Genomic DNA, 19,977 nt, shown 5'->3' with positions numbered 1-19,977 from the left:
CGTGCGCGTCGGCCTGCTGGTGAACGCCGCCGCCGGCCGCGGGCGCGCCGCCGGGGTGGTCGACGCCGTGACGGCCCGGCTGGCCGACGTGGAGCTGACCCCGCTCCTCGCCCCCGACCGGGCCTCTGCTGAGGCCCTGGTGGCCCGGACGGCCCCTGGTCTGGACGCCGTCCTGGCCCTCGGTGGGGACGGCGTCGCGCACGCCGCGGTCCAGGGCCTGGCCGGCTCCTGCGTCCCGCTGGGCGTCCTGCCGGCCGGGACGGGCAACGACCTGGCGCTGGCCCTCGGCGTGCCCCCGGACCCGGTGGCCGCCGCCCGCGCGGCCGTCGACGACCTGGCCCGCGGCGCCGTCACCCGGCTGGACCTGGCCCGGACCGGGGACCGCTGGTGGGCCACCGTGCTGTGCTGCGGGTTCGACTCGGTGGTCAGCGACCGGGTCAACCGGCTGCGCTGGCCGCGCGGCCCCCGCCGCTACGACCTGGCGATCGCCGTCGAGCTGGCCCGGTTGCGGCCGCGCGCCGTCCGGCTGGTGCTCGACGGGGTCGCCACCTCCCACGAGGTCACCCTGGTCGCCGTCGGCAACACCCCCTGCTACGGCGGCGGACTGCGCATCTGCCCCACGGCGGACCCCAGCGACGGCCTGCTCGACGTCACCGTCATCGGGCCGGTGACCCGCCTCGACCTGGTCCGCACCCGACCCCGGCTGGCCGCCGGCACGCACGTCGAGCACCCCGCGGTGAGCGTGCACCGGGCCCGCACCGTGCGGGTCGAGGGCGCCGGACCGTCGGCCGCGGCCCTCACCACCTGGGCGGACGGCGAACCGGTCGGCGGGCTGCCGGCGGAGACCGTCGTCGTCCCCGGGGCGCTGGCCGTGGTGGGCGCCGACCGTCGGTGAGTGTCGTACCCAGCGCCTACCGTGGGGGCATGTCCAGCCCTGCCGAGCGGTACGCAGCGAGCCGGCGCCGGGGGAGGCACCCCCTGCTCTCCGACTTCACCGTCGACCTCGGGTTCAGCCTGGACCCCTTCCAGGTCGAGGCCTGCGAGGCGCTCGAGGACGGGTCCGGCGTCCTGGTGTGCGCGCCGACGGGCGCCGGCAAGACGGTGGTCGGCGAGTTCGCGGTGCACAAGGCCCTGGCCGAGGGGCGCAAGGCGTTCTACACGACGCCGATCAAGGCGCTGTCCAACCAGAAGTACGCCGACTTCGTGGACCGCTACGGCCCGGAGAAGGTCGGCCTGCTCACCGGGGACAACGCGGTCAACGGGGACGCCCCCGTGGTGGTGATGACTACCGAGGTGCTGCGCAACATGCTCTACGCCGACTCCCCGGCGCTGCGCGGGCTGGGTTACGTCGTCATGGACGAGGTGCACTACCTGGCCGACCGGTTCCGTGGCGCGGTGTGGGAGGAGGTGATCATCCACCTCCCGGACGACGTGGCGCTGGTGTCGCTGTCGGCGACGGTGAGCAACGCCGAGGAGTTCGCCGACTGGCTGGTCACGGTCCGCGGGGACACGAAGGTGGTGGTCAGCGAGGTCCGGCCCATCCCGCTGTGGCAGCACATGCTGGTGGGCGGCCGGCTGTTCGACCTGTTCGCACTGCGGCCGGTCGCACACGTCGCCGCCGAGGACGCCGCACCGGCCGGGCGCGAGCTGTCGACCCGGCAGCGCGGGTCGGCCGTCGTGGACCCGGAGCTGGTGCGCTACGTCAAGGAGCAGGAGCGCCGGCTGGACTCCTGGCACGGCGGTGGGGGCCGGCGCGGCCGGGACTCCCGGGACCGCTACGACCACCGCCCCCGCTACGTCCCACCGGGCCGGGACGAGGTGCTCACCCGACTGGACCGGTCCGGGCTGCTGCCCGCGATCACGTTCGTCTTCAGCCGCAAGGGCTGTGACGCGGCGGTGGAGCAGTGCCTGCGCTCGGGGCTGCGGCTCACCGACGAGGCCGACCGGGCGGAGATCGCCGAGGTCATCGAGCGGCACACCGGGTCGCTGCACGACGCCGACCTGCACGTGCTGGGCTTCTGGGAGTGGCGGGAGGGCCTGCTCGCCGGGCTCGCGGCGCACCACGCCGGCCTGGTCCCGGCGTTCAAGGAGACCGTCGAGGAGCTCTTCGTCCGGGGCCTGGTCAAGGCCGTCTTCGCCACCGAGACCCTGGCGCTGGGCATCAACATGCCGGCTCGCACCGTGGTGCTGGAGAAGCTGGTCAAGTGGAACGGCGAGGCCCACGTCGACGTCACGCCGGGGGAGTACACCCAGCTCACCGGCCGGGCCGGGCGGCGCGGCATCGACGTGGAGGGACACGCCGCCGTCGTGTGGGCGCCCGGGGTCGACCCGGCCACGGTCGCCGGGCTCGCCAGCACCCGCACCTACCCGCTGCGGTCCTCCTTCCGGCCCAGCTACAACATGGCCGTCAACCTGGTCGGCTCGTTCGGCCGGGAGCACGCCCGTGAGCTGCTGGGCTCCTCCTTCGCCCAGTTCCAGGCCGACCGGTCGGTGGTGGGCCTGGCCCGCTCGGCTGCCCGGCACGAGGAGGAGGCCCTCGCGCTGCAGGCGCAGGTCAGCACCGACCTGGGTGACGTCGCGGGGTACGCCCGGTTGCGCCAGGAGATCAGCGAGCGCGAGAAGGCGCTGTCCCGCGACACCCAGTCCCGCCGGCACCTGGAGGCCGCCGAAGCACTGATGGCGCTGCGGCCGGGGGACGTCGTCCGGGTCCCGTCGGGGCGGCGTCAGGGGCTGGCCGTGGTGCTGGACCCCGGCATCACCGAGCTGGGCGACCCCCGACCACTGGTGCTCACCGAGGACAAGTGGGCGGGGCGGCTGGGGCCCATCGACTTCCCCACGCCCGTCGAGGCGTTGGCCCGGATGCGCATCCCCAAGGCGTTCAACCACCGCAGCCCGCACGCCCGCCGGGACCTGGCGGCCGTGCTGCGCGAGACCCGGGTCGAGAACGAGCTGGGTGCCCGGAAGACCCGGGCCCGCTCGACCGCCGGGGAGGACCCGGTGCTGTCGGACCTCCGGCACGCCCTGCGCCAGCACCCGGTGCACGCCCTGCCCGACCGCGAGGTGCGGGTCCGGGGGGCCGACCGGTGGCTGCGGTCGCTGCGGGAGGCCGAGGACCTGCGCCGCCGGATGGACGAGCGCACCGGCTCGCTCACCCGGCAGTTCGACCGGACCTGCGACGTGCTCGAGCAGCTGGGCTACCTGCTGCCCGACGCGCCGTCCGCGGCGGACGTGGACACGCCCGGGCCGCACCCGTCGGTGGAGGCGCCCGTGGTGACCCCGGACGGCCGGCGGCTGGCCCGCATCTGGTCCGAGGCCGACCTGCTGACCGCGGAGTGCCTGCGCGCCGGGGCTTTCACGGGCCTGGACCCCGCGCAGTTGGCCGCGTGCGTGTCCACCTTGGTCTTCGAGGCCCGGCGGGAGTCCCCGGCGCAGCCCTCGGTGCCGGCGGGGCCCGTCGCGGCCAGCATCGCGGCGATGCGGCGGGTGCAGGTCGACCTGCGGGCCGTCGAGTCCGACCACGGCGTGCGCCCCAGCCGCGACCTGGACCTGGGGTTCGCCTGGGCGGCCTACCGCTGGGCGGACGGGCAGACCCTCGACCGGGTGCTGGCCGGCGCGGAGGAGGCCGGCACCGAGCTCTCCGGCGGGGACTTCGTCCGCTGGGCGCGGCAGCTGGTCGACCTGCTCGATCAGCTGGCCAAGGTCGCCGACGGGCCCGTCGCCGGGGTGGCCCGGGCCGCCGTCGACCGCGTCCGGCGGGGCGTCGTGGCGGTCGCCGTCTCCGGCTGAGCCACCCGGCCGTCATCACCCACCCGTCACCCACCCGTCGCCGCCCCCGCCGGCCCGTCGCGGTTCGCCCGGTGCCGGGAGGGGGTGTGGTGGACAATCGTGCCGTCCGGGCGGCGCATCCCACGTCCGGGACGTCGTCCACCGGGCGACGCGAGCCACACGTACCGAGGGAGCGACGATGACCAACCCGCCGCAGGGTGGCGACCAGCAGCACGGGGACCAGACCCCGGAGCGCCCGGCCGAGACGCCGTGGTGGACCGGCCAGGGGTCCGACGGCTCGGCGCCCACCGGCGGGTCCCCGGCCGAGGGTGCCGACAGCACCCCTCCGCAGGGTCCCGACGACGGTCCCGGCTCCACCCGGATGATCCCGCTGCGCGACCCGCAGGGTGAGTCCGGCGGGCAGCCGGGTGCGTCCGGCTGGGGGCAGTCCGGTGGCTGGTCGGGTGCACAGGGACAGGGGCAGGGGCCGAACACCGGTTCGTCCAGTGCTTCCAGCTGGTCCGGTGGCGCACCGTCGTCACAGTCCTCGCCGTCGCAGTCGGGTCCGCCGCAGTCCTCGTGGTCGCAGGGCGGCCAGCAGTCGGGGGCGGGTGGCTGGGCCTCGGGCCCGGGTGACCAGTCCCCGCCCGTCGGGCAGGGCCAGTACGGGGGCGCTCCGTCCGCCTGGGGCCAGCAGGGCCCCTCGGGGACACCGTCCGCCGGTCCCTCCCCGCAGTACGGGCAGCCGGCCCAGCAGTACGGCCAGCCCGGCTACGGGCAGCCCGGCCAGCAGGGCCAGTACGGGCAGCAGCCCGGCCAGCAGGGTCAGTACGGCCCCGGCGGTCAGCAGTACGGCCAGGGCCAGCCCGGTCAGTACGGCGCGGGCCAGCAGTACGGGCAGGGCCAGCAGGGCCAGCAGTACGGGCAGGGCCAGTACGGCCAGCAGGGCGCCTACGGGCAGCCCGGCCCGTACGGCCAGCAGGGTCAGGCCGGCGGCTGGGGCGGGGCACCCGCGGCCCCGGCGAAGAAGAAGCCGCTGGGTCTCATCATCGGGTTGGCGGCACTCGCCCTGGTCGTCATCGCGGCCGCGATCGTCCTGCCGATGGTCCTGGGTTCCACGAAGCTCGACCCGCAGGCCGTGCAGCGCGACGTGGCCGCCCAGTTCGAGGAGCGCGAGAACGTCTCCCTCGACCTGTCCTGCCCCGACGACATGACCGTCGAGGTCGGCGAGACCTACACCTGCACCGGCACGACCGGCGACGACGAGGAGGTCTCGATCACCATCGAGGTCACCAGCGACGACGCCGCCTACACCTGGCAGGAGGGCTGACCCCAGCCCGCACCGACGGCCCCGGCCGGTCACCCCGCCCCGGGGTGACCGGCCGGCGTCGTCTCAGCCGACGAAGCCGGGCCACTCCAGGGCAGCACCCAGCCGGCGGACCGAGGTCTGCAGGCCGTGCTCCTCCGCCAGGTGGGTGAGCCGGTCGGGGTCGGCCGGGCGGCTGGGCAGGTGACCCTCGACCGCCGGCATGTCGATGTCGCAGACCACCTCGACCACGGCCGGGGCCACGTCCAGGTAGGCCGAGGCCTCGTGCAGCTTCTTGAGCACCGACGCCGTCAGCGGCGCCTTGGGCACCGCCGTCCGGGCGGCCGCCTCCCGGATGCCGGCCAGCGACCCGAAGGCGTTGACCAGGGCGGCGGCGGTCTTCTCCCCGACGCCCTTGACCCCGGGCAAGCCGTCACTGGGGTCCCCGCGCAGGACGGCGAAGTCGGCGTAGGACCTCCCCGGCACGCCGTACTTCGCGGCGACCGCGCCCTCGTCGACCAGGTCGAGGTCACCGATCCCGCCGCGGGCGGTGTACAGCACCCGGACGCCGCGGGCGTCGTCCACCAGCTGGAACAGGTCCCGGTCCCCGGTGACCACGTCGACCGGCCCGCGGGCCCGGGTGGCCAGGGTGCCGATCACGTCGTCGGCCTCGTAGCCGGGGGCACCGACCCGCTCCAACCCGGCTGCCGCGAGCACGTCGACGAGCACCGGGACCTGCGGGCCCAGCTCGTCGGGGACCTCCTCGCCGCCCTCGGCGGACTGGCGGTGCGCCTTGTACGAGGGCACCGCGTCGGTGCGGAAGGCCGGCCGCCAGTCGTCGTCCCAGCAGGCGACGAACCGGGTCGGCCGGTGCGCGACGACCAGTCGCGCCGTCATGTCCAGGAACCCCCGGACGGCGTTCACCGGCCGGCCGTCGGGGGCCGTCACCGTCGTGGGCACCCCGTAGAAGGCCCGGAAGTACAGGCTCGCCGCGTCCAGCAGCATCGTCGTCACGCCCGGGACGGTAACGGCCTGACAACGACTGTGGACGACGATCGGGACCGTCACACCCCGTGGCTAGTCTGCGAGGGTGCAGACCGCCGTCGTCCCTGGGCCCACCCCGGCTGGGGTGTCTGCGCTGGTCACGACCCGGGAGGCTGCACACCTCGACCCCGCTCGGGGACCCGGCCGTCAGCTCCGAGGACGGCCTCCGACTGCTGAACGAGGGACCCCGTGAGCGCGACCGAACTGCCGGCTGAACCCCTCGCCACCGTGCCCGCGGCCGCACCGCTGGAGGCTCGGCCGGTCGAGGCGCGGCCGGTCGAGGTGCGGGCGGTCGACGTCGACCGGGCGCTGCTGGCCGCACTGGCCCGGGACGGGCGGGCCAGCTACACCGAGCTGGCCGAGAAGGTGGGCCTCTCGGTCTCCGCGGTGCACCAGCGGGTCCGCCGGCTCGAGCAGCGGGGGCTGATCAGGGGCTACGCGGCGAAGGTCGACGCGAAGGCGGTCGGCCTGCCGATGGTGGCCTTCGTGTCGATCACCCCCATCGACGTCGCCCAGCCCGACGACGCCCCCGCCAGGCTGGCGCACCTGACCGCGATCGAGGCCTGCCACTCGGTGGCCGGGCCCGACAGCTACATGCTCAAGGTGCGGGTGGCCTCACCCGACGCGCTGGAGGGCCTGCTGGCCGAGATCCGGGCGGCGGCGAACGTCACGACCCGGACCACGGTCGTGCTGACGACCTTCTACGAGGACCGGCCGCCGCTCTGACCCTCCACCCCGGGTCGACGCCGGACGTACCGGCGCTGTACGCGGCCTGGTCGGTCGGCGACGTCCCCGCGGTGGTGGCGTGCCTGCACCCCGACGTCGACTGGCCGGAGCCCTGGTCCGGGGGCCGGGTCCGGGGGCAGGACGCCGTCGCGGCGCACCTGACCGCGCAGGGTCTCGACCTCCGCCTCACCCTCAGACCCCTGGAGGTCCGGGCGACCGGCGGGGGACTGGCGGTGACGGTGCACCAGGTCGTGCGGGACACCGATGGCGACGTGCTGTCCGACACCACGGTGCTGCACACCCTGACGGTGCGCGACGGCCTCGTCGGTCGCCTCGACGTCGGCGAACCCCCACCCTGAGCCGACGGCGGTCGGGCATCCCCACCGACACGGACGGGCAGCGGGCGTCGGCTCGTCGACAAGGGCCCGAACGTGTGTTCGACTGGGCGCATGCGATGGGACGCCCAGCGGCTCGACCTCGAGGAGCCCACGACGCTCCCCGGGCTGCCCACCGTCGCCGGCCTGCTGCGCAGCCTGCAGGTGCCCGAGTTCCCCGGCCTGACCCTGCACGAGGTCCGGTCCAAGTCGGCGCTCAACGCCGTGCCCAAGGGCTCGGCCATGCCGTTCGGCTACACGATCAACACCTTCAGAGGGTGCAGCCACGCCTGCGTCTACTGCTTCGCGCGCGGCACCCACGAGTGGCTGGAGCTGGACACCGGGGCCGACTTCGACCAGGAGATCGTGGTCAAGACCAACATCGTCGAGGTGCTGCGCCGCGAGCTCGCCCGGGCGTCGTGGAAGCGCGAGCACGTCGCGCTGGGCACCAACACCGACCCCTACCAGCGGGCCGAGGGCCGGTACCGGCTGATGCCGGGCGTGATCGAGGCGCTGGCCCGGTCGGGCACCCCGTTCTCGATCCTCACCAAGGGGACGCTGGCCCGCCGCGACCTGCCGCTGCTGGCCGCGGCCAGCAGGGACGTGCCGATCGGCATGGGCGTCTCGCTGGCCATCTGGGACGACGAGCTGCACCGCTCGCTGGAGCCCGGGGTGCCCACACCGAAGGCGCGGCTGGAGCTGGTCCGGCAGATCACCGACGCCGGGCTGCCGTGCGGGGTCTTCCTGGCCCCGGTGCTGCCGGGCCTGACCGACCAGCGCGAGCACCTGGAGAAGGCGATCGCCGCGGTCGCCGAGGCCGGGGCGACCGGGGTGACCGTGGTGCCGCTGCACCTGCGCCCGGGCGCCCGCGAGTGGTTCACCACCTGGCTGTCCCGGGAGCACCCCCGGCTGGTCAGCCGCTACCGCACGATGTACGGCCGCGGGGCCTACGTGTCCGCGGACTACCGGACCTGGCTGGCTGCCCGGGTGGCCCCGATGCTGGCCGCGCACGGCCTGGACGCGCACAGCGGGGGAGCGGCCCGGGGCCTGGACGGCGGCCTCCCCGGCGACGACGCGGCCAGCTTCCCCCGCGGGTCGCTGCCCGACCGGCCGGTGGCGGTCAGCGACCGGGTGGAGCCCGAGCAGCTGTCGTTGTGCTGAGCGGGGGCCGGGACGGCGAGGGGGCAGCGGAACGCGTCCGAGCCGTCCGGCTACGGCTCACGACCGGCCGTTAGGGTCCGCAGCATGTACACGGCCAGCCTCCGCGACGTGATCCGCCGGGACCTCTTCGGACCCTCACCGGACCCGCGGGACCGGCCCTACCGGTTCGTCATCCGGGTCTGCCTGGTGGTCTTCACGGCCTTCGGCTTCCGCTTCGACGTCCGCGGCCAGGAGCACGTGCCGACCACGGGCGGCGCGGTCATCGCCAGCAACCACGTCAGCTACTTCGACTTCACCTACCTGGGCCTGGGCGCGCTGCCCCAGCACCGGCTGGTGCGCTTCATGGCCAAGGCCTCGGTGTTCGGGCACTGGTTCGCCGGGCCCTTCATGCGGGCCATGCAGCACATCCCGGTCGACCGCACAGCCGGCGCCGCGGCCTTCGACGTCGCCGTGGAGGCGCTGAAGGACGGCCAGGTCGTCGGGGTCTTCCCCGAGGCGACCATCTCCAGCTCCTTCACCGTCAAGGACCTCAAGGCCGGCGCCGCGCGGATGGCCGTGCAGGCCGGCGTGCCGATCATCCCGGCCGCGGTCTGGGGCGGGCACCGGATCGCCACCAAGGGCCACAGCGTCGTCCTCAGGCGCGGCGTCGCGGTCACCGTGCTCCTCGGCGAGCCGATCGTGCCCGAGCCGGGGGAGAGGGCGCAGTCGATCCTGCGTCGCACCAAGGTCGCCATGGAGGCCCTGCTCGCCGAGGCCCAGGCCGGCTACCCCGACGTCCCCGCCGGCGACGACGACCGCTGGTGGCAGCCCGCGCACCTGGGCGGCACCGCCCCCACGCCCGAGCAGGCGCACGAGCTCGACGTGCACGACGTCCGGGGCACCGCGGTCAAGGGCCCGCGGACGAGCCTGCCGGCCCGCGCGAAGCACCTGCTGGGCTCGCTGCGCCGGCGCTAGTGCGCCGCCGCCGGCGCGACCGGCCGAGCCGGGGCCGGGCTCACCCCAGGAGCTGGGCGACCGACGCCTCGCGGGAGGCCACGGCGGCCATCTCGGCGGCGACCGGGTCCACCGCCCGCTCGGCCCACCACTGCTGTCCGGCCTCGGGCAGGGTGTGGATCGGGTCGTAGTAGGTGTACCGGCGGTCCAGCGCGGCCTCGTCGGTGCGCTCGATGCCGGTGCGGTAGTTCTTGGTCCACCAGCTGATCCCGCGGACCCGGTCGTACTCGGCGACCTGGTGCACCCAGCGCTTCCCGACGTAGGGCACGTCGCAGACGATCCGCGGGGTCGCGAAGCCGGGCGGGTAGCCCATCAGGTCGTGCTGCAGAGTCTGCGCCGTCCCCAGCGCGACCCGCCAGTGCTCGGCCGACGGGATCATGTCGCACATGTAGAAGTAGTAGGGCGTGATGCCGGCACCGTCGAGCAGGGCGAAGCACAGGTCCAGCAGCTGGCCGGCGGTGTCGTTGACCCCGTGCAGCAGCACGCCCTGGTTGCGCACGTCGCGGACCCCGGCGGCGAGCATCGCCTGAGCGGCCTCGGCGACCAGCGGCGTCACCGACTGCGCGGCGTTGACGTGCGTGTGCACGGCGAGGGACACCCCACGGGAGCGCGCGGTGGTGGCCAGTCGGGTCATCCCGGCGACGACGTCGTCCTGCAGCCAGTGCTGGGGCATGCCCATCAGCGCCTTGGTGGCCAGCCGGACGTCGCGCACGGACTCGATCTCCAGCAGGCCCGAGACGAAGGTCTCCAGGTTCTTGAACGGCAGGTTCGCCACGTCGCCGCCGGAGACGACGACGTCCCGGACGCCAGGGGTGGCCCGCAGGTAGGCCAGCATCTCGGCCTGCCGGTCGACCGGCTTGAGGTCGAACTTGAGCTTGGTGACCGCCGGCGTGGAGTTGCCCACGAGGTCCATCCGGGTGCAGTGCCCGCAGTACTGCGGGCAGGTGGGCAGCAGCTCGGCCAGCACCTTCGTGGGGTAGCGGTGGGTCAGGCCCTCGACGGCCCACATCTCGTGCTCGTGCAGGGAGTCGCGCGCGGCGTGCGGGTGGCTGGCCGCGCTCCCCGCGTACCGGTCGGAGGCGACCGGGAGCATGTACCGGCGCACCGGGTCGGCGAGCACCGCCGCGGTCGTGGGGACGGCGTCGGGCACGATCGTGTTGAGCATCTGCGGCGGCAGCAGCAGCGACATCGTCGCGCGGCCGGCCTGGTCGGCCTCGACGTCGGCGTAGAAGGACTCGTCGAGCAGGTCGCCGTAGACCCCGCGCAGCTGGCGCAGGTTCTTCACGCAGTTGACCCGCTGCCACTGGGCGCTGCGCCACTGGGCCCCGGTGACGTCGGCGAACCCGGGCAGCCGCCGCCAGTCGGGCTCGACGAGCTCCCGTGCGCGGTACTCGTAGGGCTGCTCCAGCACGGCGTCCTCCTGCGGTGGTCCTGCGGTCGGACCGGCCGGTCCGGTGGCGACACGGGAACGGTACGGGAAGAACTACGGCGAAAGTCACACAACGCGCTAGGTTCTCCGGCAGGAGCCCCCGATGGAGCAAGGAGACACAGGTGTCGACGACGGCGGTGCAGCGCGCCCTGGGTGTGCACCGGGTGCTGGAGCCGGCCGGGGTGCTGCCCCAGGCCGCCCGCCGGCTGGACCCCGACGCCCCCACCGGGCCCGACGAGGTCCGCATCGACGTCGAGCGGCTCAACCTCGACGCCGCCTCCTTCCGGCAGCTCACCGAGGCCCACGACGGCGACGGGGACGCCGTCCGGGCGGCCGTGCTGGCGATCGTGGCCGAGCGCGGCAAGATGCAGAACCCGGTCACCGGGTCCGGCGGGATGCTCATCGGGACCGTGGCCGAGGCCGGCGACGACTCACCGCTGGGCCTGGCCGTCGGCGACCGGGTGGCCACCCTGGTCTCGCTCACCCTCACCCCGCTGCGCATCGACGACGGCCTGACCCGCTGGGACGGCCGCGGCGAGCAGGTGCCCGCCCGGGGCACCGCCGTGCTCTTCGCCCGCTCCATCGCCGCGGTGCTGCCCGAGGACCTGCCCGAGCCGGTGGCGCTGGCCCTGCTCGACGTCTGCGGGGCACCGGCGGCCACCGAGCGGGTGGTCCGCCGCGGGTCCTCGGTGCTGGTCGTGGGGGCGGCCGGCAAGTCCGGCTGCCTGTCGTTGGCCGCGGCCCGGGACGCGCACGCCCGCCGGGTGGTCGGCCTGGTGCGCGACGACCGGGAGGCCGCCGCGTTGCGGGCCGCCGGTCTCGCCGACGAGGTCGTCGTCGCCGATGCCACCGACCCGCTCGCGGTCGCCGCCGCCGTCGGCGAGCCGGTCGACGTCACCGTCGTCTGCGTCGACGTCCCCGGCGCCGAACACGGGGCGGTCCTCGCGACGGCCGACGGGGGCACCGTGGTCTTCTTCTCCATGGCCACCTCCTTCCCGGCGGCGGCCCTGGGCGCCGAGGGGATGGCAGCGGACGTGACGATGCTGATCGGGAACGGCTACACGCCGGGGCACGCCGCCCTGGCCCTGGACCTGTACCGCCGGACCCCCGGCGTGCGGGCCCTGATCGACCCCCGCGTCCACCCGTGAGCACCCTGCTCACCGACGTCACGGTCGGCGACGCCCGCGGGCGCGCGGTGCACGTCGTCGACGGCGCGATCGCCTGGGTCGGGCCGACCACGGACGCACCACCGGCAGCCCGCACCCTGGACGGCAGGGGAGCGCTGCTGACCCCGGCGTTCGTCGACGCGCACGTGCACGCCACGGCCACCGGCCTGGCGCTCACCGGGCTGGACCTGCACGGCGCGGACAGCCTGCGGTCGGCGCTGGCCGCCGTCGCCGCGCACGTCGCCGCGCACCCGACCGGCATCGTGCTGGGCACCGGGTGGGAGGAGACCGCCTGGCCCGAGGGCCGGGCCCTGACCCGGCACGACCTGGACGCCGTCGTCGGCGACCGGCCGGCCTACCTGGCCCGCGTCGACGTGCACTCCGCCACGGTCTCCACCGCCCTGCTGGACCGGGTCCCGGGGATCACCGACCTGCCCGGCTTCGCCGCAGACGGCCGGCTGCGCCTGGACGCCCACCACGCCGCCCGACAGGCCGCCTACGGCGCCGTCGACCCCGGCCAGCGCACGGCGGCCCAGCGGGCCACCCTGGACCTGGCCGCCGACCTGGGCATCGGCTGCCTGCACGAGATGGGTGGACCCGAGGTCTCCAGCGCCGAGGACCTGGCCGGGGTGCTCGCGCTGAGCCGCCAGGTGCCCGGGCCGCTCGTGCTGGGCTGGTGGGGTGAGCTGTCCGAGCGCGGCGGGCTGGACGTCGTCCGGGAGCTGGGCCTGTCCGGCGCCGGGGGTGACCTGTTCTGCGACGGCGCGTTCGGCTCGCACACCGCCGCGCTGTCCACCCCCTACACCGACCGGCCGGAGACCTCCGGCGCGCTGCGCTTCGAGACCGCCCAGCTGGTCGAGCACGTCCGCGCCTGCACCGCCGCCGGCGTCCAGGCCGGCTTCCACTGCATCGGCGACGCCGCCGTGAACCAGGTGCTGGCCGCCGTCGCCGCGGTGGGGGAGCTGCTGGGCCGGGACGCCGTCCGGGCCTGCCGGCACCGGCTGGAGCACGTGGAGATGGTCGGCCCCGACGCCATCGAGGAGATGCGCCGCTGGGGCGTCGTGGCCAGCGTGCAACCGGCCTTCGACGCCGCCTGGGGCGGGGACGCCGGCATGTACGCCGAGCGGCTGGGCGTCGAGCGCGCGCTGGACTGCAACCCGCTGGCCGACCTGTCCGACGGCGGGGTCGCCATCGCACTGGGCAGCGACGCCCCCGTGACCCCGCTGGACCCGTGGGGCGGCGTGCACGCCGCGGTCGACCACCGCACGCCGGGCGCGGGGCTGCGCCCCTTCGACGCCTACGACGCCGCCACCCACGGCGGCTGGCACGCCGCCCGCGCCGAGCACCCCGAGGGCCCGCTGGCCGTCGGCGCACCCGCGCACCTGGCGCTGTGGGCCACCGACCTGACCCTGTCCGGGGTGCTCGCCGAGCGCGCCCGGCCCACCAGCCGCGGCCTGCTCGTCGCCGGTGACGTCGTCCGAGGAGGACCGTGAGCGCCCGCCTGACGCTGGACCCCGCCCTGGTCACCCGCGCCCGGGAGCTCGCCGCCCGCGCCGCGCAGCCGGTGATCGACCTGGCCGGGCAGCACACCACCGTGTCCGTGGAGCGCGCGGTGCTCCGGCTGGCCGGGCTGGAGGGCACCGACCCGGTGACCGGCGAGGGCGAGATCCCCTGGGTGAACCGGGTGGTCGACACCGTCCGCGAGCAGGTCGGCCTCGAGCACGGCGTCGCCCTGCCCGTCTGGGACGCGATCTCCTCGGGCCGGGCGGGGAGCCTGCAGGACGTGGCCGAGCAGGTCGGCGCCGGCACCGCCCGCTTCGCCGTCCCCACCGGTGGGGACGCCGACCGGGCCCGGGAGGCAGCGCTGGCCGCCGTCGGCGCCGGACTGGGCCGGGTGGACGACGCCCGCCGCCGGCGGGAGGAGCTGGTGGCCACCCACGGCGACCCGCCGCGACGTCCCTGGGTCTACCTGATCGTGGCCACCGGCGACATCTACGAGGACATCCCGCAGGCCCAGGCCGCCGCCCGGGCCGGCGCCGACGTCATCGCCGTCATCCGGTCCACCGGGCAGTCCCTGCTGGACTACGTGCCCGAGGGCGCCACCCGCACCGGGTACGCCGGCACCTACGCCACCCAGGAGAACTTCCGGCTGATGCGGGCCGCGCTCGACGAGGTCAGCGCGGAGCTGGGCCGCTACGTCCGGCTGACCAACTACGCCTCGGGGCTGTGCATGCCCGAGATCGCCGCGCTGGCCGGGCTGGAGCGGCTGGACATGATGTTGAACGACGCGATGTACGGCATCCTCTTCCGCGACATCAACCCGATCCGCACCTTCGTCGACCAGCGGTTCAGCCGGATGGTGCACGCCCGCGCCGGGATCATCATCAACACCGGCGAGGACAACTACCTCACCACCGCCGACGCCGTCGACGAGGCGCACACCGTCACGGTCAGCCAGCTGCTCAACGAGCGCTTCGCCCGCGAGGCCGGGCTCGAGGACTGGCAGCTGGGCCTGGGCCACGCCTTCGAGATCAACCCGGCCGTCCCGGAGTCCTTCCGGCTGGAGCTCGCGCACGCCATGCTGGCCCGCTCGCTGTTCCCCGACGCACCGCTCAAGTGGATGCCGCCCACCAAGCACATGACCGGCGACGTGTTCGGCGGCTACCTGCTGGACGGCTTCTTCAACCTGGCCGGGATGCTCACCGGTCAGTCGATCCTGCTGGTCGGGATGATGACCGAGGCCGTCGTCACCCCGTGGCTGTCCGACCGGGACCTGGCGCTGCGCAACGTGCGCTACGTGCTGGACGCCGCCGGGGGACTCGGCGAGGACTTCGCACCCCCGCCCGGCGGGTTCATCGACACCCGGGCGCACACCGTGCTCGGCGAGGCCGTCGACCTGCTGGAGCGGATCACCGCCGACGGGCTGCTGCCCTCGATCGCCGCCGGCACGTTCGGCATCACCAAGCGCCCGGCCGACCGCGGCAAGGGCCTGGACGGCGTCGTCGTCAAGGCCCCCGGTCACCTGGACCCGGCCACCGAGCTGATGGAGGCCCGATGACCATCGTCCGTCCCTACGGCGACACCACCGGCGACGGCATGGTGCAGACCTCGTTCACCCTGCCCGTCCCGCCCGGCCCCCGCGCCGAGGGCGCCGCGCTGCAGCTGGCCACCAAGATGGGCATCGCCCCGGCCATGGTCGTGCACAGCCACGGCATCGGCACCGACTTCACCTTCTTCGTCGTCTACGGGTCGGTGTCCCACCTGGTCGACACCGACCTCGTGGAGGTCGAGGAGCGGGCCTACCCGCTGCTGAGCCCCAGCGAGGTCAACGGCGCCATCAAGTCCCGGCTGCACCGCAAGCTGGTGGTGATGGGCGCCTGCATCGGCACCGACGCGCACACCGTCGGCATCGACGCGATCCTCAACCTCAAGGGCTTCGCGGGGGAGAAGGGCCTGGAGTACTACCGGGAGATGGACGTCGCCAACCTCGGCGCCCAGGTCACCGTCCCGGAACTGGTGGGCCAGGCACGTGCCGCCCGCGCCGACGCCGTGCTGGTCAGCCAGGTGGTCACCCAGAAGGACGCGCACCTGCGCAACACCCGGGAGCTGGCCGGGGCGTTCCGCGAGGCGATGGGGCCCGAGCGTCCGCTGCTGGTCGTCGGCGGCCCCCGCTTCGACCCCGCGATGGCCGGTGAGCTCGGCGTGGACAAGGTCTTCGGCCGTGGCACCACCCCCGGCGAGGTGGCCTCCTACCTCGTCTCCGCGTTGCTGCCCGCCCCGACCCCGGACCCCGCCCTCGTCCCCGCCCCCGCCCCCGCCCCTGAGGAGACCGCCGCGTGAGCGCCACCGTCGGACTGACCGTCACCCACCGCCGGTACGTGCCGCACGCGCACGCCCACTACGGCGGCTCGCTGGTCGACGGCGCCTACACCCTGGGCCTGTTCGGCGACGTCGCCACCGAGGTCGCGGTCGTCGGGGACGGCGACGAGGGGCTGCTCGCCGGGTACAGCGAGGTCCGCTTCCTGGGACCGGTGCAGGCCGGCGACGTGCTGGAGGCCTCCTGCGAGGTGGTCCGGGTCGGCCGGCGCAGCCGGACGCTGCGCTGCTGGGCCGACGTCGTCGCCCGCGCGGAGCCCGCGCGGGGCCCGTCGGCGGCGGGCGTGCTGGACCCGCCGCTCCGCGTGGTGGAGGCCACCGCCACCCTCGTCGTGCCGGAAGCGTCGTGACGCACGGCAGCGACTCGGTCACATTTGGGTCACGGCCTGCCGCTGGTGTCCCGATGACCTGTCCGTCCGGCGTGTCGGCTCCTAGGGTCTGACCGCTCGCACGATGCGGTCCCGACCTGTCTCGGGGCCACCCGGGCGGCACCCCGCGCCACCAGACAACGACGGGTGCGGACGCAACCGGCGTCCGGTCCGACGGCCCGAAGGCGCGGGGTGCCGTCGCCGGGGAGCTGACGCCGGCCCCCGCCCCCCGGGTGGGATGCTGGTGGTCCCGCGCCGCCCGGCGCGGACCAGCGAGGGGAGTGCCGGCAGTGGCAGCGACCGGCACGGTCGAACGGGCGGTCCCGCCCGCCGACGACGACACCCCCCGCACCCGCCGCCCGGCCACCGCGCTGCTGGGCCGCACGCTGCTGGCCGCGGGCGGTGGCCTCGCCCTGTTCTTCGCGTTCCCCGGCTTCGACCTCTCCTGGCTGGCTCTGGTCGGGCCGGCGACGCTGTCCCTCGCCGTCCGCGGCACCCGCTTCCGCACCGGGCTCTGGCTGGGCCTCGTGCACGGCCTGGCCTTCTTCGTCCCCCTGCTGTCCTGGACCGGCGTCTACGTCGGGTCGTTCCCCTGGCTGGCGCTGGCCACCGCCGAGTCGCTCTACGTCGCGGTGCTGGGCGGCGCGCTCGCCGTCACCGCCGGCGTCCGCGGCTGGCCGCTGTGGGCAGCAGCGCTCTGGGTGGGCCAGGAGGCCGTGCGCGGCCGCTGGCCCTTCGGCGGCTTCCCCTGGGGACGGCTGGCCTTCAGCCAGGCGGAGGGGCCCTTCACCGGGCTGGCCGCCTACGGCGGGACCGCGCTGGTCAGCTTCGCCGTCGCCCTCACCGGCACGCTGCTCGCCGCCGCGGTGCTCGCCCTCCTCCGCGCCCGCCGCACGGACGCGCTGCGCGCGCCCGCCGTCCGCGCCGGGGCCGCGGCCGTCGTCGCCGCCCTCGCGGTGCCGGTCCTGGGCTGGGTCGCTGCGCTGCCGCTGCCCGGCGCCTCGCTGACCGAGGGTGGACCCACCCGGGTCGTCGCCGTCGTCCAGGGGAACGTGCCCCGGGCCGGCCTGGACTTCAACGCCCAGCGCCGGGCGGTGCTGGACAACCACGTGCAGGAGACCCAGGCGCTGGCGCTGCAGGTCGACACCGGCGAGGTGGCCCAGCCCGACCTCGTCGTCTGGCCGGAGAACAGCTCCGACATCGACCCCTACCGCAACGCCGACGCGGCCGCGGCCATCAGCACCGCCGCCCGCGCCATCGGCGCCCCGATCCTGGTCGGTGCCGTCGTCAGCGGCCCGGGTGAGTTCCTCAGCAACACCGCGATCGTCTGGGATCCCGAGACCGGGCCGGGGGACACCTACGTCAAGCGCCACCCGGTGCCCTTCGCCGAGTACATCCCCCACCGCGACTTCTTCCGGTTCTTCAGCTCCCAGGTCGACCTGGTCCGCAACGACTTCGCCGCCGGCGAGGGCGTGGGCACCCTGGACGTCGGCGGCGCCCGCATCGGGGACGTCATCTGCTTCGAGGTCGCCTACGACGGCCTGGTCCGCGACGTCGTCGACGCCGGGGCCACCATGCTGGTCGTCCAGACCAACAACGCCACCTTCGGCTACACCGACGAGAGCCCCCAGCAGCTGGCCATGGGCCGGCTGCGTGCCGTCGAGTTCGGCCGGTCGGTCGTGATGGCCTCCACCAGCGGGATCAGCGCCGTCATCGCCCCCGACGGCACCCTGGTCCGCAGCTCCGGGCTGTTCACCGCGGCGACCTTCGTGGAGGAGATCGCCCAGCGGGACGGTCGGACCCTCGCCTCCCGCGTCGGCGCCGGACCGGAGTGGGTGCTGACCGCACTGGGTGTCGCCGCACTCGCCGGTGCCGTGGGCTCGGGGGTCATCCGCCGCCGGGCTCTGCGACGAACCCCGGCGTGACCTCCCCGAGCGACCGCGTGCTGGTCGTCGTCCCCACGTACAACGAGGTCGAGAGCCTGGCCGGGGTGCTGGACCGGCTGCACGCCGCCGTCCCCACCGCGCACGCGCTGGTCGTCGACGACGGCTCACCCGACGGCACCGGCGCGCTCGCCGACGCGCTGGCGCAGGCCGACGAGCGGGTGCACGTGCTGCACCGCACCGAGAAGTCCGGGCTGGGCCCGGCCTACGTCGCCGGCTTCGCCTGGGCGCGGGCCCAGGGCTGGCCGGTCGTCGTCGAGATGGACGCCGACGGGTCGCACCCGCCGGAGCAGCTGCCGGACCTGCTGGCCGCGCTGGAGGACGCCGACCTCGTGCTGGGCTCCCGGTACCTGCCCGGCGGCCGGGTCGAGGACTGGCCGTGGTTCCGGCTGGCCATCTCCCGGGTCGGGAACGTCTACACCCGGTGGGCGCTGCGGCTGCCCCTCACCGACGCGACCGGCGGGTTCCGGGCCGCGCGGGCCGACCTGCTGGCCCGGCTGCCCTTCGAGGAGGTGGCCAGCCAGGGCTACTGCTTCCAGGTCGACTGGGCCTGGCGGGCGGTCCGCAGCGGGGCCCGGGTGGTCGAGGTGCCGATCGTCTTCACCGAACGTGCCGCGGGCAGGAGCAAGATGAGCTCCTCGATCGTTGGAGAGGCACTGGCCCGGGTCACCTGGTGGGGTGTCCTGGACCGGGTGGCCGACCGGCTGCCCGGTCGGGTGTCCCGGCCGGTACCGGCACGATCGCAGGTCGCCGGGGGTCGCTGACCTCCGCCTGCGGCCGGAGAGAGGGAGCACATGAGCAGCCGACTGCGCACCGCACTGGGCCTGGGCGCACTGGCCGAGGTCCTGGTCTTCATCGCCGTCGCCGCGTGGATCGGGGTGGGCTGGACCATCCTGGCCACCCTGGCCACCAGCGCGCTGGGCTGGGTCCTGCTGGCCCGGCAGGGCACCAAGACCCTCGCCGAGCTGCGCCTGCGCGCCCAGGAGCACCGCGCCCCGGGCACCGTCCTCGGGGACGCCGGCCTGATCGCCGCCGGCGGCCTGCTGATGGTCCTGCCCGGCTTCATCGGCGACCTGCTGGGCCTGCTGTGCCTGCTGCCGGGCACCCGCAGGCTGCCCCGCGCGCTGATCGCCCGCGCCGTGCTGAACCGGCTGCCCGACCGCGCCCGCGGCCCGGTGCACGTCCGCAGCACCCGGACGGCGGAGTTCACCACCGACGGCCCGCACCGCACGACCAGCACCCGCGGCCCGGCCGTCATCGAGGGCAGCGTCGTCGAGGGCAGCGTCGTGGGGGAGCCGAGCCCCGAGCGCTGAGCCCGGCCCGGACGCAGAACGGCCCCGGTCCTGGTGGACCGGGGCCGTTCTGCTGTCAGCTGTCGCTCAGCTGGGGACGCGGGTGCGGCGGCTCTTGAGGACGTCGAGGCGCTCGGCCAGGACCTCCTCGAGGTCGTCGACGCTGCGACGCTCCAGCAGCATGTCCCAGTGCGTGCGCGGGGGCTTGACCTTCTTGGGGGCCGGCTCCGCGCCGCCCACCAGCTTGGCGGGCGCGCCGTCGTACTTGCACTCCCAGGTGTCGGGGAGCTCGGCGTCGTCGGCGAACGGCACCGTCACGACGTGGTTCTGGGGGCACCGGTACTCGGCGTACTGCCGCTCGATCGGCGCCGTGTTGCGCTCGGTCTCGTAGCTGACGCTGCCCAGTCGGCTGCCGCGCAGGGAACGCTCGCCCATGGCACACCGTCCTCTCGTGCTCGTGTCGGTCCGTGACGTGGTCCCACGGTGTCTGCCCACCCGGTGACCACTGCACGCGCGACCGAGGTCATCGGTGCG

18 protein-coding genes are annotated in these 19,977 nt (G+C 75.1%); 15 read left to right on the top strand and 3 right to left on the bottom strand.

The window, feature by feature from the left end; translation table 11 throughout:
* Window position 1: 1 nt before the first annotated feature.
* The 3 genes from ASG41_RS18505 (at window position 2) to ASG41_RS18495 (ending at window position 5,095) form a co-directional block, all read left to right on the top strand.
* A complete protein-coding gene (locus tag ASG41_RS18505; RefSeq protein ID WP_056298618.1) occupies window positions 2–895 on the top strand; it encodes a diacylglycerol kinase family protein in 894 nt (297 codons plus the stop codon).
* 29 nt (window positions 896–924) lie between these two features.
* The gene (locus ASG41_RS18500) at window positions 925–3,786 is read left to right on the top strand and encodes an RNA helicase (protein ID WP_056298614.1); all 2,862 of its coding nucleotides are present in this window, start codon (window positions 925–927) and stop codon (window positions 3,784–3,786) included.
* A gap of 178 nt (window positions 3,787–3,964) precedes the next feature.
* The gene (locus tag ASG41_RS18495; protein ID WP_056298611.1) at window positions 3,965–5,095 is read left to right on the top strand and encodes a DUF4333 domain-containing protein; all 1,131 of its coding nucleotides are present in this window, start codon (window positions 3,965–3,967) and stop codon (window positions 5,093–5,095) included.
* Between the two features lie 63 nt (window positions 5,096–5,158).
* Here the strand turns inward: ASG41_RS18495 and ASG41_RS18490 are convergent, their stop codons facing one another.
* A complete protein-coding gene (locus ASG41_RS18490) occupies window positions 5,159–6,076 on the bottom strand; it encodes a 5'-3' exonuclease H3TH domain-containing protein (protein WP_056299082.1) in 918 nt (305 codons plus the stop codon).
* Window positions 6,077–6,397: 321 nt separating this feature from the next.
* Here ASG41_RS18490 and ASG41_RS18485 point away from each other — a divergent pair, with 321 nt between their 5' ends.
* From ASG41_RS18485 to ASG41_RS18470, 4 genes are all read left to right on the top strand, one after another.
* The gene (locus tag ASG41_RS18485) at window positions 6,398–6,841 is read left to right on the top strand and encodes an Lrp/AsnC family transcriptional regulator (protein WP_056299080.1); all 444 of its coding nucleotides are present in this window, start codon (window positions 6,398–6,400) and stop codon (window positions 6,839–6,841) included.
* Window positions 6,838–7,200 carry a nuclear transport factor 2 family protein gene (locus ASG41_RS18480; protein ID WP_082557105.1) on the top strand — a complete coding sequence of 121 codons (363 nt, stop codon included), beginning with the start codon at window positions 6,838–6,840 and terminating at the stop codon, window positions 7,198–7,200. Before ASG41_RS18485 ends, ASG41_RS18480 begins: the two co-directional genes overlap by 4 nt.
* A 90-nt stretch (window positions 7,201–7,290) precedes the next feature.
* Entirely contained in the window at window positions 7,291–8,376 is a 1,086-nt protein-coding gene (locus ASG41_RS18475; RefSeq protein ID WP_056298604.1) for an Rv2578c family radical SAM protein, read from the top strand.
* Window positions 8,377–8,460: 84 nt separating this feature from the next.
* Window positions 8,461–9,330: a 1-acyl-sn-glycerol-3-phosphate acyltransferase gene (locus tag ASG41_RS18470; RefSeq protein WP_056298601.1), complete on the top strand. Its 870-nt coding sequence runs from the start codon at window positions 8,461–8,463 to the stop codon at window positions 9,328–9,330.
* Between the two features lie 40 nt (window positions 9,331–9,370).
* Here the strand turns inward: ASG41_RS18470 and ASG41_RS18465 are convergent, their stop codons facing one another.
* On the bottom strand, window positions 9,371–10,780 hold the full coding sequence (locus tag ASG41_RS18465) for a KamA family radical SAM protein (protein WP_056298599.1): 1,410 nt from the start codon (window positions 10,778–10,780) through the stop codon (window positions 9,371–9,373).
* A gap of 140 nt (window positions 10,781–10,920) precedes the next feature.
* Between ASG41_RS18465 and ASG41_RS18460 the strand changes: the two genes are divergently transcribed.
* The 8 genes from ASG41_RS18460 to ASG41_RS18425 all read left to right on the top strand — a co-directional run bounded on the left by ASG41_RS18460 (window position 10,921) and on the right by ASG41_RS18425 (window position 19,464).
* Entirely contained in the window at window positions 10,921–11,946 is a 1,026-nt protein-coding gene (locus tag ASG41_RS18460) for an L-erythro-3,5-diaminohexanoate dehydrogenase (RefSeq protein ID WP_235564908.1), read from the top strand.
* Window positions 11,943–13,457 (top strand): amidohydrolase, encoded by a 1,515-nt coding sequence (locus ASG41_RS18455; protein WP_056298596.1) that lies wholly within the window; start codon window positions 11,943–11,945, stop codon window positions 13,455–13,457. Before ASG41_RS18460 ends, ASG41_RS18455 begins: the two co-directional genes overlap by 4 nt.
* Window positions 13,454–15,022 (top strand): lysine 5,6-aminomutase subunit alpha, encoded by a 1,569-nt coding sequence (locus ASG41_RS18450; RefSeq protein ID WP_056298592.1) that lies wholly within the window; start codon window positions 13,454–13,456, stop codon window positions 15,020–15,022. The genes ASG41_RS18455 and ASG41_RS18450 overlap by 4 nt, the downstream gene beginning before the upstream one ends.
* Window positions 15,019–15,804, top strand: a complete 786-nt coding sequence (locus tag ASG41_RS18445) for an OAM dimerization domain-containing protein (RefSeq protein ID WP_082557104.1) — start codon at window positions 15,019–15,021, stop codon at window positions 15,802–15,804. Before ASG41_RS18450 ends, ASG41_RS18445 begins: the two co-directional genes overlap by 4 nt.
* Window positions 15,801–16,190 carry a hotdog domain-containing protein gene (locus tag ASG41_RS18440; protein WP_200939091.1) on the top strand — a complete coding sequence of 130 codons (390 nt, stop codon included), beginning with the start codon at window positions 15,801–15,803 and terminating at the stop codon, window positions 16,188–16,190. The genes ASG41_RS18445 and ASG41_RS18440 overlap by 4 nt, the downstream gene beginning before the upstream one ends.
* 308 nt (window positions 16,191–16,498) lie before the next feature.
* On the top strand, window positions 16,499–18,133 hold the full coding sequence (gene lnt, locus ASG41_RS18435) for an apolipoprotein N-acyltransferase (RefSeq protein ID WP_157519526.1): 1,635 nt from the start codon (window positions 16,499–16,501) through the stop codon (window positions 18,131–18,133).
* Window positions 18,130–18,915: a polyprenol monophosphomannose synthase gene (locus ASG41_RS18430; RefSeq protein ID WP_056298584.1), complete on the top strand. Its 786-nt coding sequence runs from the start codon at window positions 18,130–18,132 to the stop codon at window positions 18,913–18,915. Before lnt ends, ASG41_RS18430 begins: the two co-directional genes overlap by 4 nt.
* 30 nt (window positions 18,916–18,945) lie before the next feature.
* Complete coding sequence (locus ASG41_RS18425; protein ID WP_056298580.1) at window positions 18,946–19,464, top strand: FxsA family protein; 519 nt, start codon at window positions 18,946–18,948, stop codon at window positions 19,462–19,464.
* 66 nt (window positions 19,465–19,530) lie between these two features.
* On the opposite strand, the gene ASG41_RS18420 is transcribed toward ASG41_RS18425, so the two are convergent.
* On the bottom strand, window positions 19,531–19,878 hold the full coding sequence (locus ASG41_RS18420) for an RNA polymerase-binding protein RbpA (RefSeq protein ID WP_056298576.1): 348 nt from the start codon (window positions 19,876–19,878) through the stop codon (window positions 19,531–19,533).
* Window positions 19,879–19,977: the final 99 nt, after the last annotated feature.

Source organism: Modestobacter sp. Leaf380, from assembly GCF_001424485.1.
GTDB lineage: Bacteria > Actinomycetota > Actinomycetes > Mycobacteriales > Geodermatophilaceae > Klenkia.
The sequence above is the reverse complement of the archived record's forward strand: the minus strand, read 5'-3'. Positions and strand labels throughout refer to the sequence as shown.